Annotated in this window: 9 protein-coding genes; 1 reads left to right on the top strand and 8 read right to left on the bottom strand. The window is 35.8% G+C overall.

Annotated elements, in window-relative coordinates; translation table 11 throughout:
* On the top strand, window positions 1-4,785 hold a 4,785-nt coding region (locus DB891_RS16085), incomplete at its 5' end, for a LamG-like jellyroll fold domain-containing protein (protein ID WP_116764601.1).
* Window positions 4,786-4,893: 108 nt separating this feature from the next.
* Here DB891_RS16085 and DB891_RS16080 read toward each other — a convergent pair.
* From DB891_RS16080 to DB891_RS16045, 8 genes are all read right to left on the bottom strand, one after another.
* A complete protein-coding gene (locus DB891_RS16080; RefSeq protein WP_116764600.1) occupies window positions 4,894-7,302 on the bottom strand; it encodes an alpha-ketoacid dehydrogenase subunit alpha/beta in 2,409 nt (802 codons plus the stop codon).
* A gap of 189 nt (window positions 7,303-7,491) precedes the next feature.
* Complete coding sequence (locus DB891_RS16075; protein ID WP_317046012.1) at window positions 7,492-10,314, bottom strand: gluzincin family metallopeptidase; 2,823 nt, start codon at window positions 10,312-10,314, stop codon at window positions 7,492-7,494.
* A gap of 130 nt (window positions 10,315-10,444) precedes the next feature.
* Window positions 10,445-11,173 carry an LOG family protein gene (locus tag DB891_RS16070; protein WP_116764599.1) on the bottom strand — a complete coding sequence of 243 codons (729 nt, stop codon included), beginning with the start codon at window positions 11,171-11,173 and terminating at the stop codon, window positions 10,445-10,447.
* Window positions 11,174-11,397: 224 nt separating this feature from the next.
* Window positions 11,398-11,706: a type II toxin-antitoxin system RelE/ParE family toxin gene (locus DB891_RS16065; protein ID WP_116764598.1), complete on the bottom strand. Its 309-nt coding sequence runs from the start codon at window positions 11,704-11,706 to the stop codon at window positions 11,398-11,400.
* Window positions 11,706-11,933 carry an addiction module protein gene (locus DB891_RS16060; RefSeq protein ID WP_116764597.1) on the bottom strand — a complete coding sequence of 76 codons (228 nt, stop codon included), beginning with the start codon at window positions 11,931-11,933 and terminating at the stop codon, window positions 11,706-11,708. The genes DB891_RS16065 and DB891_RS16060 overlap by 1 nt, the downstream gene beginning before the upstream one ends.
* Before the next feature lie 21 nt (window positions 11,934-11,954).
* Window positions 11,955-14,786 (bottom strand): excinuclease ABC subunit UvrA, encoded by a 2,832-nt coding sequence (uvrA, locus tag DB891_RS16055; protein WP_116764596.1) that lies wholly within the window; start codon window positions 14,784-14,786, stop codon window positions 11,955-11,957.
* 136 nt (window positions 14,787-14,922) lie between these two features.
* Window positions 14,923-18,003: a WD40/YVTN/BNR-like repeat-containing protein gene (locus tag DB891_RS16050; protein ID WP_116764595.1), complete on the bottom strand. Its 3,081-nt coding sequence runs from the start codon at window positions 18,001-18,003 to the stop codon at window positions 14,923-14,925.
* Between the two features lie 63 nt (window positions 18,004-18,066).
* A complete protein-coding gene (locus DB891_RS16045) occupies window positions 18,067-18,804 on the bottom strand; it encodes a LolA-like protein (RefSeq protein WP_116764594.1) in 738 nt (245 codons plus the stop codon).
* Window positions 18,805-18,820: the final 16 nt, after the last annotated feature.

Here is an 18,820-nt window from a genome sequence, read left to right as displayed (position 1 = left end):
CCTCTTGTATTAGGCGGAGGTTCTCCATCAAGTGGTATTTATTCTGGAACAGGAGTCAGCTCGGGTATTTTTGATCCGAATGTCGCGGGAGAGGGTACTCATTTGATTACTTATTTTTATGTTGATGTTTACGGTTGCAATGATTCTGCATTTTCTTCCATCACAGTGAATCCAAAACCAATAGTATCTTTAAGTGGTTTTCCTTCCCTTTGTTTAGGAAGTGCCCCTCTTGTATTAGGCGGAGGTTCTCCATCAAGTGGTATTTATTCTGGAACAGGAGTCAGCTCGGGTATTTTTGATCCGAATGTCGCGGGAGAGGGTACTCATTTGATTACTTATTCTTATACCGATGCAAATGGGTGCAGTAATTCTGCTTTATCAACCATTACCGTGAATCCTTTGCCAGTTGCAAATGCGGGTGCTTCAACAACCATTTGTGGGGGAAATATTGTTCCGATAGGTGCAACGGCAGTGGTGGGCAGTACTTATCAATGGATTTCCAATCCTATTGGATTTACTTCTACAATGGCTAATCCTTCAGTTAGCCCAGTAGTTACTACCACTTATACGGTAACAGAAACAGTAACAGCAACAGGATGTGCAAAATCTAATGATGTAACTGTAATAGTTGCGGATGCTGAAAATCCAACTATCGTTTGTGCACCCGATGTCACCATCAATACCACACCGGGGTTAAGTACGGGAACAACTGTATTAATAAACCCAACAATAAGCGATAATTGTACTAATTCGTTTGGTAATGCACTGAATTTTGATGGGTTGAATGATCATATTTCTATTGCTAATACAAACTTACCCGCTGGTAATAGCCCAAGAACTTTTACCGTATGGATAAAAACTACTCAAACAGGCACAATAGGAGATATTATTTCCTATGGAAATGGTGCAAACGGGGAGAATTTTAACGTTGGAATATTAGGAGGCAGTATTTTTGTATCTAGCTGGGCAGATCCTCAGTACTTTGTACCGGCCAGCAATGTAAATAATGGTTCATGGCATCACGTTGCTGTATCTTATGATGGTACAAATGCTCAAACTTATGTAGATGGAATATTGCTTGACGACAGGGCTTTTGCAATCAATACGGTTCTTAATACTGCTAAAATTGGGGCAAGACGTGATGCGCTATTTGAATTTTTTGAAGGGTCAATTGACGAATTAAGTATTTGGAATATTGCGCTTACCCAAGGACAAATACAAGCAAACATGAATAGTGAGCTTGGTATACAACCCGGTCTGGTTGCTCTCTATCATTTTAATCAGGGTGTTGCAGGTGTCACGAATACAGGATTAACAACTGTCGCAGATACTTCAGCTAATAGTAATAACGGAACCCTGAATGGTTTTGCACTCACTGGATCAGCTTCCAACTGGGTTTTAGGAAATGTTGTTGGAGGGGAACTTAGTGTTACCAATGATGCTCCTAATGAATATCCGATAGGAAACACAACAGTAACCTGGACTGCGACAGATGCAAGTAATAATACAGCAACCTGTACGCAAAAAGTAACAGTAGTGGATACAGAAAATCCAACTATCGTTTGCGCTCCTGATGTCACTATCAATACCACGCCGGGGTTAAGCACGGGAATAACCACATTAATAAACCCAACGGTTAGTGATAATTGTTGTACCGTTGGAAATGCTTTAAGTTTTGATGGCGGCTATGTTGATGTGCCACATAACGATTTGCTTAATCCTATCGACCAATTGACAATTGAAACCTGGGTTAAAAGAATATCCAACGGCTTGCAAGAAAGTTTGATAGAAAAATATGCTAATCAAGCAGATACTTTTGGTTATTTATTACGAATTACAGATGCTAACAAGGCTTTTACCATGGTTTTAAATGCAAGCAATCAAGGTGTAGAACTCACCGGCTCCACAACCATTTTACCCAATGTATGGTATCACCTTGCAGCTACATTTAACCGAAATACAGGTGTTTTGAAACTGTATGTGAATGGCGTTCTTGACGGACAAATCACGGGCATAAGTGGATTACCCACAACACCGGGTGCTCAGTCGCTTAAAATTGGTGCAAGGGGAGATGATGCCGCAACACGATTAATAAATGGTGGTGTAATTGATGAAGCAAGAGTATGGAATATTGAACGCACGCAAGCACAAATACAAACTGACATGAACCGTGAACTTAGTGCACAGACAGGCTTGGTTGCTTTATATCATTTTAATCAAGGCATAGTTGGTGGCGCGAATACAGAATTGGCAACAGCTATGGACGATTCAGGTAATGGATTTAACGGTACCCTGAATGGTTTTGCACTCACTGGATCAACTTCTAACTGGGTTTTAGGAAATGTTGTAGGAGGGGAACTTAGTGTTACCAATGATGCTCCTAATGAATATCCGATAGGAAACACAACAGTAACTTGGACAGCGACAGATGCAAGTAATAATACAGGAACCTGTACGCAAAAAGTAACAGTAGTGGATACAGAAAATCCAACTATCGTTTGTCCGTCAGATGTCACAATCAATACTACTGCAGGGTTATGCACAGGAACAACATTATTAGTAAGTCCAGCAGTTAGTGATAATTCTATTAATTCTTTTGGGAATGCACTGAATTTTGATGGGGGCTATGTTGATGTGCCACATAATGATTTGCTTAACCCCATCAATCAATTGACAATTGAAACTTGGGTTAAAATTACTTCAGGTGGAAAAAGTTTAATTGAAAAATATTCTTATTATGGAAATGATTTTGGATATTTATTGAGAATTTCCCCTGAAAACAAGGCGTTTACTATGGTTTTAAAACCCTGTTGTGGTGGTCCGCAACTAACAGGGGCTACAACTATATTACCGAATGAGTGGTATCATCTCGCTGTTACATTTAATAGAACTACAGGGGTTTTAAAACTGTATGTGAATGGAGTTCTTGATGGGCAAATAAATGGCATAACTGATTTACCTGAAAATCCTGGTACTTTATCACTTAAAATCGGTGCTAGAGGAGACGATGCAGCGATATACAGCAATGGAGATTTAATGGACGAGGTAAGAATATGGAATGTAGAGCGAACCCAGTCACAAATACAAGCTGACATGAATAAAGAACTTAGTGCACAGGCAGGTTTAGTCGCTTTATATCATTTTAATCAAGGTATAGCCGGAGGAAATAATTCCGCTTCACCCGGGCCGGCAATTAATACAGCTATAGATGATTCCGGTAATGGATTTAACGGAACCCTGAATGGTTTTACACTCACCGGTGCAACTTCTAACTGGGTTTTGGGAAATACTATAGGAGGTGAACTTAATGTTATCAACGACGCTCCAGAAACATATCCAATAGGAAACACCACAGTAACTTGGACAGCGACAGATGCAAGTAATAACACGGCAACCTGTACACAAAAAGTAACGGTTGTTGATAATCAACAGTTAGCCAATGCTGGTGTTTCCTCCTCAATATGTTCGGGTAACAGTGTAGCTTTAGGAACTGCAACAGTAGCGGGACATACATACAGTTGGGTTTCCAATCCTTCAGGATTTGCTTCTACAGTTGCTAATCCGTCAGTAAGTCCAATTGTAACTACGACTTATACATTAACAGAAACGGTAACTGCTACAGGATGCTCAAAATCGAATGAGGTAACGATAACAGTTAATCCTTTGCCGGTTGCAAATGCAGGTGCTTCAATAGTTATTTGTAGAGGAAACAGTATTGTAATTGGAGCAACTGCGGTTTCAGGAAATACTTATAGTTGGGTTTCTAATCCTGCTGGATTTACTTCCACAGTTTCTAATCCTTCAGTTAGTCCAACTGTAACGACGAGTTATACTTTAACAGAAACAATAATTGCTACAGGCTGTTCAAAATCTAATTCAGCGACCGTTACGGTAAATCCATTACCGGTTGTAACTTTAAATGCATTTAGCCCTGTTTGTATCAGTGCTACAGCCTTTACATTGACAGGTGGACTACCAACTGGAGGAATTTATGCAGGTACTGGGGTTAGTTCAGGAATTTTTAATCCCTCGGTAGCGGGAGTGGGAGTACATCCAATTACTTACTCTTATACTAATATTAATGGTTGTACCAATTTAGCAACGGCTAACATACAAGTTAATGGTCCAATTGCAAATGCAGGAGCAGACGCAACGATTTATATTGGCTATACGCAAACTAAATGTGTTACACTGAGCGGTTCGGCCACCGGAGGTTTACCTCCCTATAAATATTTATGGAGTACTGGGTCAAAAAATACTAGTATCAGTGTTTGTCCTACCGTAAAAACAACCTATACATTAAAAATAACTGATGCTCAAGGATGTTTTCAGTCAGATGATGTTGTTGTTAATACAGTTGATATAACTTGTGCTAAAAACAGTGTGTATATTTGTCATAATGGAGTAACTCAATGTGTAAAAACGACTGATGTTAAAACACATTTGGCACACGGGGACTATTTAGGTTCCTGCATCAATACCGCTAGATTTGCATCAAATACGGATTTTTATGTGGTTGAAAATAGCGACACTTTTGTGATATATCCAAATCCTACTACTGGTTCCTTTACGGTAGAAGTTAATAAAAAAGATGTTGTAGAGGGAGCAATGATTCAAGTTCTCGATTTTAATGGAAGAATTATTTACTCTAAAGCACCATTTGTAATAGACGGTCACATGAAAGAAACTATTGAACTTAATGATGCATTACCGGTCGGTGTCTATTTTGTAAATTTAATAGTTGGAGAAAATGTAGAAACCAAAAAATTAATTTTGAAAGAATAATTTAGAACGAACATTGCGTTGATAGAAATATTTCGAATTTATTACTGTAATTAAAAAAGCCAGACAAAAAATAAATTGTGTCTGGCTTTTTTTATGATTTATGATGTTTTAGTACAAACTCGGAAACTTAGAAGGATTTACTTCATTCATCATAGCATATACCTTTTCATAAATATCTTCTGCAGAAGGTTTAGAGAAGTAATCTCCATCTGTTCCGTAAGCAGGTCTATGTTCTTTGGCAGTCAAGGTTTGTGGCTTACTGTCTAAATGATTGTAAGCATCTTGTTGTTCTATAATTTGCTGCAAAATATAAGCAGAAGCTCCACCGGGAAGATCCTCGTCAATAACCAACAATCTATTGGTTTTTGCAACACTTTTTATAATATCCTGATTCACATCAAATGGAAGTAAAGACTGTAAATCGATAATTTCGCAATCAATACCTGCTTCAAATAATTCATTGGCAGCCTGTTCTACTAATCGTAAGGTTGATCCATAAGAAACAAGCGTAATGTCAGTCCCTTTTCTCAACGTTTCCACAACTCCAATTGGCGTTTTGAATTCTCCGTAATTCAAAGGCATTTTTTCTTTCAATCGGTAACCATTCAAACATTCGATCACCAAAGCAGGTTCATCACATTCTAATAAAGAGTTGTAAAAACCAGCGGCTTGTGTCATGTTTCTTGGAACCAAAACATGGATTCCTCTAATGGCATTGATGATCATTCCCATTGGAGAACCAGAATGCCAAATACCTTCTAATCTATGTCCGCGGGTACGGATAATAAGTGGTGCTTTTTGTTTTCCAACGGTTCTGTATTGCAAAGTGGCTAAATCGTCACTCATGATTTGGATAGCATATAATAGGTAATCCAAATACTGAATTTCGGCAATCGGACGTAATCCTCTCAATGCCATTCCAATTCCTTGTCCTAATATAGAAGCTTCGCGAATCCCAACATCGGCAACGCGTAACTCTCCATATTTTTCTTGCATACCTTCAAGACCTTGGTTTACATCACCAATGTTTCCTGCATCTTCCCCAAAAATTAATGATTCTGGGTATTTAGAGAAAATAGCGTCAAAGTTATCTCTCAATATCATTCTGCCATCAGTATCTTCTTTGGCATTATCTGGATAAACAGGTAAAACTTCTTTAACAGAAAACACATTTTTATCAGAGTTCGAAAATAAGTTACTGCTAAATTTCTCCTGTGTTTTATTGATATAGTTCGTAATCCACCTGGATAATTCTAATTTGTCCTCTTCATTGATAATGGAACGCAACGTTTTTCGGGCCATTACCAATAATTCCTTTTTCAAAGGGGATTTTATGCCTTTTAAACTAGCAGTATTTCTAAGAATTTCTTCTTTTTTAAGGCTTGTTACCGCTATTCTTTCTAATATGGCAACCAATTCTTTTTGTTCTTCAACAATCGGCTCTATAAAAGCATTCCAAGCGGCTTTTTTGCCTTCAAAGACTTCTTTTTTCGCTTCTAAATCAATGGCTTCAATCTCTTCTGGCGATGCAATATTGATAGCAATCATCCATAATTTCATTTGGCGAATACAGTCAAAATCTTTTTCCCAAGCTAATCGGGCTGCGTTTTTATATCTTTCGTGTGAACCAGAACTAGAGTGTCCTTGAGGTTGTGTTAGTTGATTCACGTGAATTAACACTGGAACGTGTTTTTCACGCGCGATTTCAGCGGCTTTTTCGTAAGTGGCAATCAAATCGACATAATCCCAACCTTTTACTCTTAAGATTTCAAAACCGTTTGTTCCTTCTTCTTTTTGATACCCTTTTAAGATTTCAGAAATGTTTTCTTTGGTAGTTTGATGTCTTGCATGTACCGAAATACCGTACTCATCATCCCAAACACTCATGACCATAGGTACTTGCAATACACCAGCAGCATTTATGGTTTCAAAAAACAAACCTTCAGAGGTACTTGCGTTTCCAATGGTTCCCCAAGCAATTTCGTTTCCATCTATAGAAAAATTACTTGCATTTTCGATACCAGAAACATTTCTATATATTTTCGATGCTTGTGCTAATCCCAATAAACGAGGCATTTGTCCAGCTGTTGGAGAAATATCAGAACTAGAATTTTTTTGCTCTGTTAAGTTTTTCCAAGATCCATCTTCATTCAAGCTATGGGTGGCAAAATGACCTCCCATTTGTCTTCCTGCAGACATTGGTTCTTGCTTTATATCAGTATGGGCATATAATCCGGCAAAAAATTGTTGTATGGTCAATTCGCCTATAGCCATCATAAAAGTTTGATCGCGATAATATCCGGAACGGAAATCCCCATTTTTAAAGGATTTAGCCATAGCAAGTTGTGGAACTTCTTTACCATCTCCAAATATTCCGAATTTGGCTTTTCCGGTTAATACTTCTTTTCGACCCAATAAACTACATTCTCTGCTTATTATGGCGATTTTGTAATCATTTATGACTTCGGTTTTAAAGTCTTCAAATGTTAAACCAGTATTCACTTTCTCTTTTATCATAATATTTAAAAGTATAGCTTTTGAGCTGCAAATCTAATCAAAAACTATCTATATATCATTATACACTTTTGTATTTTTATAAATAATTAACAAATAATTTTTAGTAAAACAGTTTTATTTTTATTGAATATGTAATTTTTATTCCATTTATCGAATAATAATTCAATATTTTAAAGTTTTTGTTTTGAATTAAAACCATTTTCGGGTAAAAAGATTCATTAATGATTTAGGGCTAAATATGAAGATAAATCGCACTTTATCGCTGTATTGTTTTTGTGTTATTTCAAAACCATTTGAAGAATAGACTGGAAAGAACAATTCAAAATAATCTTGTACCAGATTTAGTCGTAATCCACTATCGTATATAAATGCATTATTTTGGCCTTTATTTTTGACAAACCCAAAATCGGCGTAAGCATCAACCCAATTCCAAATCGTATAACTCATATTAGTGGTGGTCATCCATTTGTTAGATTCTGATGGGGTTACAAACGATTTGAATCCGCCTTGTGCCAATATATATTGCTGACTTAAAATACCTGTGGTCTCAGAGCGGGCATAAATATTGTAATCAAAAAGATAATCATTGGGTCTGGATACTCCAAAATTATAGTTTTGGGTATTGTTGGTATTGTATAAAAATGTCCCTCCAAATACCCTAATATTAAAAAAACGTTTGTTGTTAAAAAGTTTTCGGTACTCCACGTCAGCGGATACTTTTCCGAAATAACCTGAAAATTGTACATCCGTGAAGAATTTTACATGACTCGTTACTTCGGTTTTAACATTGTAGTATTTTAGATTCAGAATAGAATAATTGTCTGTACTGTCAATTACAATAGCTGATGGTTCTTTGTTTATGATATTGTATTTTACAAAAATGGTTTGTTTTCTATTGTCTCTATAATTGGGCTCGCGTATAGACATGGTTAAACTGGGATTCAATTTCAAATAAGCGGCATCTGGTGCATAATGAAAATAAGAACCGTTTAGGGAGTATCGTACATTGTATAGTGTTCCAGTTCTATAATATTTATTAATGCCCAATGAATAACTACCCACAATTGAATTTGTGTTTATGGAATACATAGGATTCAGGTTAAACATAAATGGTTTATCAAAGAAGCTATAGTTGTAAAAACTAATTCCAGGCGAAAGTCCATCATAAAGATTATAATAAAAGGTAGGATTGTAAAAAAATTGAGAGCAATGCGGGTCTTCTAAATCCTGAAAAAAGGTTGGTTTTAAAGGCCGATTGAGTGAAAAGGTTTTCAATGATTTCCAATTGTTTCTCAAATTGAATTCGGGTACTTCATTATTATAATTGAGAACCAATTTATCCACATTTTTTCTATCGAATATAAGAGTAGTATCTATTTCATTGGTTTCTAACCATTTTTTGAATATAATTTGTTTTTTTTTAATCCCAAATATTGGCATAGGCACCAATGGAACTCCCTTGTTTTTTACAAAAAAAGTTACAGTGTCTTTTGTTTTAGATACATCTCCAAATTTGTAGTCAATAGTTTCTCGACTATCAATGATATATTTAAAAAACCAATCGATATTTTTGGGAGTACTTGATTTTAGTATATTTTCAAAATCGCTTCTTGAGGTTGTTTTTTCTTTGTTTAGCGTATAAAACTGTCGAATTCCGTTGGTAACCAATGTATCGCCAAGATAGGAGTCTAAATATTTAAAGCTCAATCCCGCTTTGTATTTATTGGCAATTTGAACATTGTATTTTATCAATGAATTTTTTGGTGCATTGAGTGGTTGGTCCAGGTTTTTCCGGGCCATGAGCATATAATAATAACTGTATTGCTCGTTAAAATCGGTTTGGGCCATTTTGAATCCCCGTAATAAGATAAATTTAGAAGCCGATCCCATCATCTTACTTTCAGGATGATATTTGTCGATATAATCGATCATGGTAAAAACCTGAATACCATCATAAATCCAGTTGTCTTTTCGGGCATCTAATTGCAAGCTGTTTTTTATAAAATTATTCAAATAGGTTTTTAAAAACTTTATTTCGAATATAAAATCGGAATGGAAAGGTCGCATGAATTTAGGCAGTTGATTCAGTCCATAAAATGGATTTTTTTCATAATCAGCTTCCGAAATGATTATTTTATCAAACGGATATTTTCCAATTTGGTTACTGCTAAAATCAACAATTTGTTTAATAATTGCTGTTTTTAATGAGTCTTTGAATTTTCCAGAATTGATATTGGTTAGGACTTCTAAATCTCCAATTTTATAACTTTTATAAGTGGGGTCTTTTTCAATAATGAGGCTAAAATCAGGAATGTTTTTGCCCGTTAAAGTGTAGGTTGTTTCAGCGCCAGTTTGGGTGGAGTCGCTAACATTAAGATCGGTAACCAGTGTACTGCTTTTTGGTATTTTAAAATGAATGTCAAAATCAGAAACAGCATTGGCAATATCATCTAAGTTTTCATTACTGTATTTAATAAATTGATGATCTTCATAACGAGCAGGAGTCAGGAACCAGTTTTTTAGGTTTATGCTTTTATCGTCCGAGTAGCCGTATTTAGTAAATCGATCACTCGGTATTTTACTGGCATAGGAAAGGTGTAAAGTGATTTTTTGGTTGGGTTCCAGTTTTTTGCTTAATGCGAGCTCAATATAATCAGGATGTCTCTTAGTTCGATCCCAAAGTAGGACGTTTTTGTTTTGGTCTTCAATTATCAAATTGATTGTTCCTCCTCGTTCTTCTACCGTAGCAAAATGAAAGTGATTGTAAAACTCATCCGAAAAACGCTTACCCAAAGGACTTTCTTTGTCGGAGAAAGCATTATTCCAATCATTCAAAACGATAGAAGACAGAGTATCATTGCTTGTATTGTAATACGTGATTTCTTGATGAACAAACAAGGTCTTGGCATCCATATTTACGTCAACAGACATTTGAGAGTGATGCTGTGCGTATTGTTTTTGTGAAACTAACAAAACAATAAGAAATAAGGTGATTTTACCGTAAGTTTTCAATCTGGGGGCTTATAAGATTACTTAAAAGTATAAAACTAATACAATTTACAAATAATTAAGAAAAGTTCAGTATTAAATAGGTCAAAATACGTAAAAAAAAAGAGCCGTTTTGGGAACGGCTCTTAGAATTTTAAAAATTAGGACTTAAATCGTATTTCTTATAGAAATTATCCAAAACAGCCACTACCTCGTCTTCGGTGTCTACTAACTTGAATAAGTTCAAATCGTCGGCACTTACCGTATGTTCTCTTTCAACTAATACTGCTTTTACCCAATCAATCAATCCAGACCAAAAACTAGTTCCTACTAATATAATCGGGAACTTACCTATTTTTTTGGTCTGAATTAAGGTAATGGCCTCAAATAATTCATCCATAGTTCCAAAACCTCCCGGCATGACCACAAAACCTTGCGAGTATTTTACAAACATTACTTTTCGAACAAAGAAATAATCAAAGTTCAAGTTTTTATCTCTGTCGATATACGGGTTAAAATGCTGTTCAAAAGGCAATTCGATGTTCAATCCCACCGAGGTTCCACCGCCTAAATGCGCCCCTTTGTTACCCGCTTCCATAATTCCGGGACCACCACCAGTAATTACACCATAACCTGCTTTACTTATTTTGTAAGCAATTTTCTCGGCTAGTAAATAATAATGATCCTCCGGTTTTATCCTTGCCGAACCAAAAATAGTCACACAAGGCCCAATACGACTCATTGAATCATATCCATTCACAAACTCGGCCATAATTTTAAAAATCGCCCAACTATCATTGGTTTTAATATCATTCCAAGTTTTTTGTTTCAGTTTGTCTTGGATTATTCTATCCTCGTCGTTGTCAAAATCTTCTAATCTCATATTGTATCTTATTATATTTTATTTAACCCTGAGCGAAGTCGAAGGGGAGCTATTTACTTCGTCAGTTCGCTTCGCTCGTGTCCAGCTATCCGCTTGTATCTTTATATGGTGAAGAAAAATCACCTTATAAAGGATACCGCTTCACACGAGCGAAGCGAATTGGCTTAGCAATCTGGGCTAGGGCATCCGTTTTTAATTCAACTTTTTGTTTTAATTTAAAGAACTTATTTTCTTCGGGTTTTCCATATTTGAGGATTTCTACTAGTGTGAAAAACAGCAAAAATTTCAACATAAAATAGATCTTCATTAATAGAATAATGAACTAAAAATGGGAACTTTTTTATAACCATACAATGTACATCATCATAACGTTTACTGCATATATTTGGATTCTTTTTTAAAGAGTTAATTTGAGATTTAACCTGCTTTTGAAAACGAGAACCCAAACCTTTTAACTGATTATTGTACCAATCTGTAATTTCAAGAATATCTTGAAAAGCTTCTTCATCAATTTTAATTTTAAATTGAGGCATTAATCAACTAGCTTTTTTGATACTTCATCCCAATCTAGCATTCTGTTTGGGTTTGCTTTACTTTTTTGGATTCTATCATTAACTAATTGTTGATGCTCCATAGGAATCTCGGTATCGTTATCCCAAATGGCTTCATTAAGTTTTAATTTTTCAGAAGGAGACAATTGTTTTACAACATCCAAGAGTTGTTGGAAATTCAAATCGACTTTTAAACTCAAACTATTCATAGCGGTTAATTTTATATTAATCTAAGATAACTCTTTTTTCAAAAACTGTGCCGTATAGCTTTTTTTATTTTTTATAATTTCTTCGGGCGTTCCTTTGGCTACAAGCTGTCCACCGCCTTTACCACCTTCGGGGCCAATATCAATAATGTAATCGGCTAGTTTGATTACATCCATATTATGTTCTATAATCAAGATGGTATTGCCTTTGTCTACCAATTTGTTAATCACATCCATCAACACCCGAATGTCTTCAAAATGCAAACCCGTTGTTGGCTCATCGAGAATATAGAACGTATTTCCGGTGTCTTTTTTAGACAATTCACCTGCCAGTTTGATGCGTTGCGCTTCTCCGCCAGAAAGTGTGGTGCTTTGTTGACCAAGCGTGATATATCCCAAACCAACATCCTGAATCGTTTTTACTTTTCTGTAAATCTTCGGAATCATTTCAAAGAAAGGAACAGCTTCATCAACCGTCATATTCAATACATCCGAAATGGATTTTCCTTTATAACGAATCTCCAAGGTTTCTCTGTTAAAACGTTTTCCTTGACAAGTCTCGCATTCCACATACACATCGGGCAAGAAGTTCATTTCTATCGTTCGTACTCCGGAACCTTCGCAGGTTTCGCAGCGTCCGCCTTTTACATTAAAACTAAAACGTCCCGCTTTATATCCGCGAATCATACTTTCGGAAGTCATCGTAAACAAGTTTCGTATTTCGGTAAAAACTTCTGTATACGTTGCGGGATTCGAACGTGGTGTTCGTCCAATTGGACTTTGGTCAATATCAATCACTTTATCAATATGCTCCAAACCTTCAATCTTTTTATACGGCTTTGGAATTTTAACGCCATTAAAATAATAGGCATTCAAAATAGGGTAGAGGGTTTCATTAATCAATGTCGATTTTCCACTTCCCGAAACGCCCGTAACACAAATCATTTTACCCAAAGGCAAATCAATAGTGACGTTTTTTAGATTATTTCCTGTAGCTCCAGTTAGTTTTAGGAATTTTCCATTTCCCTCGCGTCGTTTTTCAGGTATTTCCAACTTCATTTTTCCATTCAAATACTGAGCAGTAATAGTGTTGGAAGCCAAAGTTTCGGCAGGAGTTCCAATACTGATGATTTCTCCACCATATTTTCCTGCTTTTGGACCAATATCAATTACATAATCGGCGCGTTCAATCATGTCTTTGTCGTGTTCTACCACGATAACCGAGTTGCCAAGGTCTCTTAATTGTTCCAAAGAATGAATCAGTTTGTCATTGTCTCTTTGGTGTAAACCAATGCTTGGTTCATCCAAAATATACAAAACACCCACCAATTGTGACCCAATTTGTGTCGCCAATCGGATGCGCTGCGCTTCACCACCCGAAAGTGATTTTGAACTTCGGCTTAAGGCCAAATAATCCAAACCTACATTCATCAAGAAAGCCAATCTATCTTTGATTTCTTTAATGACTTCGGTAGCGATTCGCTTTTGTTTATCAGATAAATGTTGGTCCAAATCTAGAAACCAAGCTGTCAAATCCGAAATATCCATATCGCACAATTCGGATATGCTTTTTTCATAAATTCTAAAATAATTCGCTTCTTTTTTCAAACGGGAACCTTCGCAAACAGGGCATTTTATTTCATCCATAAAGGCCGCAGCCCAACGCTTTATAGTAGTTGATCCGCTTTCGTCGTGTTGGTTTTTGATAAAATGGGCAATTCCTTCAAAGTCAATTTTATATTCTTTGGTAATACCTGCAGTTTTTGATTCAATACTGAATTTTTCTTTTCCACCATTCAAAATCATTTCCATCGCTTCCGCTGAAATACTTTCAATGGGATCCGTCAATTTAAAGTCATATTTCTCGCCTATAATTTCCAATTGCTTGAAAATCCAAGACGATTTGTATTCGCCCAAAGGCGCAAAACCACCCGCTTTAATCGATAATTTGGGGTTGGGTATAATCTTTTTGACATTGATTTGGTTTACCGTTCCCAATCCGTTGCAAGAATCACAAGCTCCTTTTGGGGAGTTGAAAGAAAATAAATTGGGTTCCGGATTCTGATACGATATTCCGGTTGTAGGACACATCAAATTCCGACTGAAATAACGAACTTCATTCGTGTCTTGGTCTAGAACCATCAATACATTATCGCCGTGATGCATGGCGGTGTTAATGCTTTCGGACAAACGTTTTTCGTTGTCTGGGGTATCGTCGATAACCATCCTGTCGACAACAATTTCAATATCGTGGGTTTTGTAACGGTCTAGTTTCATTCCGGAAACTAAATCCTGAATTTCGCCATTGACGCGTACTTTCAAAAATCCTTGTTTGGTAATTTGTTGAAAAAGCTCAGCATAATGTCCTTTTCTGGCTCGAATAACCGGAGCAAGAATGTTGATACGTTTTCCTGCAAAATCTTGAATAATCAAGTCTTTAATTTGATCATCCGAGTAGGATACCATTTTTTCGCCAGTATTATAACTGTAGGCATCGGCACCACGGGCATAAAGCAAACGCAGAAAATCATAAATTTCGGTAATGGTACCAACGGTAGAGCGCGGGCTTTTGCTGGTCGTTTTTTGTTCAATGGCAATAACAGGGGAGAGTCCGTCAATTTTATCGACATCGGGACGTTCCAATCCACCCAAAAACTGTCGTGCATAGGCCGAAAAAGTTTCTACATAACGGCGTTGTCCCTCGGCATAAATAGTGTCAAATGCCAATGAGGATTTTCCCGACCCCGAAAGACCTGTAATGACTACCAGTTTTTCTCTCGGAATGGAAACATCTATATTTTTAAGATTGTGAACGCGTGCACCTTGAACTTCAATCGTATTGTCTGTATCTAGCATAATTTTTGCAAAAAAGCAAAGTTACCATTTTGGTTGCTACTTTTTATAGAACAGTATGGAAGTTTGTGTTAAAAATTGAGCATAAAAAAAACGCTAACTCAAAGCTAGCGTTTTAAAATTTGATGAATTTTAAAAATTATTCTGCAACAAATTCTGCATATGTTTTAAGTACAAATGGTAAACTTTGTTCTTTAGCTTGTTTTAAATAAGTCGCTTCATTTTTAGATTTTAGTGTTTTGAATTCAGTCATAGCACTATCAAATCTTATTAGAATTGCTTCTTTATTTTCCATTTGGGATGCGGAAGGAGCTGTGAAATTACCAGCAATAGAAGCGTATAAATCTCCTAGTTTTTCTCTCAATTGAGGTTCAGCTGCTCCTACATAAGAGTCTCCTGTTGTAACAACCATTTTTGCTTTTAAAGTTTCAAAATCAGTTTTGATTTTTGTTCCTTGTTTGGCAAAACTTTTGTTTTTTACAATTATTTGGTCTAATAATTTTATGGTTTCATCTATCTCATAAACTGTATAAGCTAATTCTTCATTTTTATTAAAGAGTTCGCGAGTAGTTTCTTTTTGTTTTAAACGATCAGAAGCTGATATACTACTTTTAGGATCATTTAATACTTTTAAATCATGGGTATAGGTTTCTTTTCCTTTGGTCAATATCACTTTATAAGTGCCTTCTTGAACCCTTGGAGCTGTAAAACCAGAATAGGAAAGGGTTTTTCCTGCAGCAATCTTAGGGTTTTTCATGTTGTAATCCCAATTTACTACATTAATTCCTTTTTGTTTTCCTGCTGATAATGAAATGATTTTAGCACCTTTTTCATCCTGAATTTCAATATCCATTTTACCTAAAGTGTGTCTTTTTTTCAAATAATAAATGATTTGAGCACTAGTAGAAGGATTACGACCAACAAACTCTAATTCGGTAGCTGTTCCACCAAAACTAGATTCTTCTTCAATAATTGCGGGTTTTAAGTCAAAAAAATGTAGGTCTTTTGTAAGTATATCTTGATTTATTTGTCTTAGTGGAGTGATATCATCTAATATAATTATACCTCTACCATGAGTAGCCAAAATTAAATCGTTTGTTTTTTTACTCAATTCTATATAATGGACAGCTACATTTGGCATTTTGTTTGTAAAATGGGACCAATTGCTTCCACCATCAATAGTTATATACAACCCCTTTTCGGTTCCTAAAAACAATAAATTTTCATTTACAAAATCTTCTTGAATATTTCGGACAAAACCATCTACATCTGGAGTAATAATTGATTTCCATGTTGCTCCAAAATCAGTTGTTTTATAAGTATAAGGAGTGTAATCATTTTTGGCATGACCTTCAAAAACAGCATAAGCAGTTCCTTCTCCAAAAACACTAGCTTCAATATGATAACACCATGTATTTTTTGGTAAACCAATAATATTTGCAATTACATTAGTCCAAGATTTTCCTCCATCTTTTGTTACTTGTATGTTTCCATCATCAGTACCAGCCCAAATAACATTTTCGTTCTTTGGAGATTCAGCAATTGTAAAAATGGTACAGTGCTTTTCGGCTCCCGAATTGTCAACAGAAAGTCCTCCTGATTTTTCAGTATTGTATTTTAAAGGATCATTAGTAGTTAAATCGGGTGAAATTTTGGTCCAAGTTCGTCCCATATCTTCTGATTTATGTACAAACTGACTCCCCATATAAAATCGATCCGCTTGTTTTTTACTGATTTCCATTGGAGCATTCCAGTTAAAACGCAATTTTGGATCTCCTTTCACTGCAAGGGGTTGAATTGTGATTAGCTCTTTTGTATCGGTATTAAAACGCCAAACATTTTCGGCACCTTGCATTTCGCTATAAATAATGTTTTTAGTAGGGTGTTTGATTACTCTAAAACCATCTCCTTGACCAATTCGTGTCCAATCTCTAGATTCTATACCACCCGGACTTTTGGTAGGTCCGTACCAAGATCCATTATCTTGTAAACCTCCATAAACATTATACGGTTCTTTGTCATCTATACTAACATGATAAAATTGTGAAACTGGAATATTACTTACCATTTCCATAGTACTACCACCATCCCAACTTCTGTAAACACCTCCGTCAGTTCCGCAAAACATTCTATTGCTGTCTAAATTATCAAAAGAAATATCATGTATGTCGGCGTGCATGTATCCTAAGTTTTTGAACGTTTTACCACCGTCTCTACTTATAGAACCACTCAAGCCTCCTTTTACAACAATGTCTGGATTTCTAGGATCAACAACTATTCTAGAAAAATAGAAAGGCCTAACTACTAATCCAAAATCACTATTTAGGTGTTTCCAATTGGCACCAGCATCATCAGAACGATACAATCCATTTAATTCTGGTTTTTCAGTTTCTAATACTGAATATAAAATATTTGAATTTGAAGGTGCTACAGCAATTGCAATTCTACCCAATTTTCCAACTGGAAATCCTGTATGAATTTTGCTCCAAGATTTCCCACCATCAATAGATTTATACAAAGCAGAATTAGATCCTCCTGAGCTAAAAGACCATCCTGATCTTCTGAATTCCCAAAAGGAAGCGTACATTATATTGGTGTTTTTTGGATCAACAATTAAATCAGAACAACCCGTTTTATTGTCAACAAAAAACACTTTGTTCCAGGTAGTTCCACCATCTGTTGTTTTGTAGATCCCTCTTTCGTCGCTATCACCCCAAAGTGCTCCAAGTACACCAACCCAAACAATATCACTGTTTTTAGGATCTATTATAATGGAACTAATTCGATCGGATTTTGGCAATCCCATATTTTTCCAGTTTTGCCCTCCATCTGTCGATTTATAAATACCATCTCCCATTGAAACGCTATTTCTCGTCCAAGTTTCCCCTGTACCTACCCAAATGTTTTGGTCTGGTTTAGAAGGGTCTATTGCAATGCAACCTATAGATTGGATATGTTCGTCAAAAATGGGGTTGAATGAGGCTCCTCCGTCATTACTTTTCCAAACACCACCACCAGCTGTGGCTGTGTACATAATTTTATTGTTTGTAGGATGCATCTCTAAGTCAGTAATTCGACCGCTCATTAGTGCAGGGCCAATGTGTCTGGCTTTCATGTCACCAAACAATTCTTTTCCTTTCAAAACAATTTTTTCTTGAGCAAATAGGGTTGTTACAGATAGTAATCCAATGCAAGCAACCAGAAGTCCTGTTTTTTTCATAACTAAATTTTAAAAAAAAATCCTTATCTATAAAATAAGGATTTTAATGATTTTTGAAGGTTTTTATTGTACTGGAAAAGCAAATGCTTTTGCGTCTACCGTTGGGTTAAGTGTTATTTTTTTAATTTTCATTTCTTGACCTCCTTGATTCATTGAGAAAGGAAAATAAAGACCTTCAACTTCTTGATAGTCACTCATTGTAGATGCTGATTTTTGCCCTTTTGATGGTCCTTGTTTAATTTCAGATTCTGTTGCAATTGGCAGGTTGTTTTCGGTTTCAAAAAAGTAATAGGTAATATCATCTGCTTTTACTCCATCAACAGTGATTGGTTTTTTTGTGAACTTTACTTTAAAACATTCTGTTCCTTCTTTGGTTTCTTTACCTACAAATTCAGCAGCATATCCTTTTGCTTTGTAGTCTAACATCGCATCGGGGAAATCATTATTATTAAGTTTTGAATTTGCTGTAGTTTCAGCGTCAGATTTTTCAGCTTTCATAGTCATGAAACTGGTACTCCAAACTGTTTCTCCATCAGAAGCCATTTGAGTAATTTCTTTTCCTTGTAAATTGATTTTTACATACATTTTACCGCCAGTTTGTTGTATAAATTCAACTGGAATTTCCATCCCTTGTGCATTTATAACCATATCCATTTTTATTCCTTTTAATGCTTTTAGTTTTTCTGCACCACCTATTGTAGTAATATATTTTGATATAATTTCATCTGCAGTTTGAGCAAATGCTCCAGAATTTGTTCCTAAAACAAAAAGGAAAATTAATGATGATTTTAGTGCTTTCATAAGTTTTTATTTGGTT

Source organism: Flavobacterium laiguense, assembly GCF_003097655.1.
GTDB classification, from domain to species: Bacteria; Bacteroidota; Bacteroidia; order Flavobacteriales; family Flavobacteriaceae; genus Flavobacterium; species Flavobacterium laiguense.
This window is presented reverse-complemented; position numbering and strand designations above follow the sequence as displayed.

Bases quoted from the DNA above. Each gene is read 5' to 3' on its own strand.
- DB891_RS16080 (WP_116764600.1), bottom strand. From the start codon at position 7,302: ATGATAAAAGAGAAAGTGAATACTGGTTTAACATTTGAAGACTTTAAA.
- DB891_RS16070 (WP_116764599.1), bottom strand. From the start codon at position 11,173: ATGAGATTAGAAGATTTTGACAACGACGAGGATAGAATAATCCAAGAC.
- DB891_RS16065 (WP_116764598.1), bottom strand. From the start codon at position 11,706: ATGCCTCAATTTAAAATTAAAATTGATGAAGAAGCTTTTCAAGATATT.
- DB891_RS16060 (WP_116764597.1), bottom strand. From the start codon at position 11,933: ATGAATAGTTTGAGTTTAAAAGTCGATTTGAATTTCCAACAACTCTTG.
- uvrA (WP_116764596.1), bottom strand. From the start codon at position 14,786: ATGCTAGATACAGACAATACGATTGAAGTTCAAGGTGCACGCGTTCAC.
- DB891_RS16050 (WP_116764595.1), bottom strand. From the start codon at position 18,003: ATGAAAAAAACAGGACTTCTGGTTGCTTGCATTGGATTACTATCTGTA.
- DB891_RS16045 (WP_116764594.1), bottom strand. From the start codon at position 18,804: ATGAAAGCACTAAAATCATCATTAATTTTCCTTTTTGTTTTAGGAACA.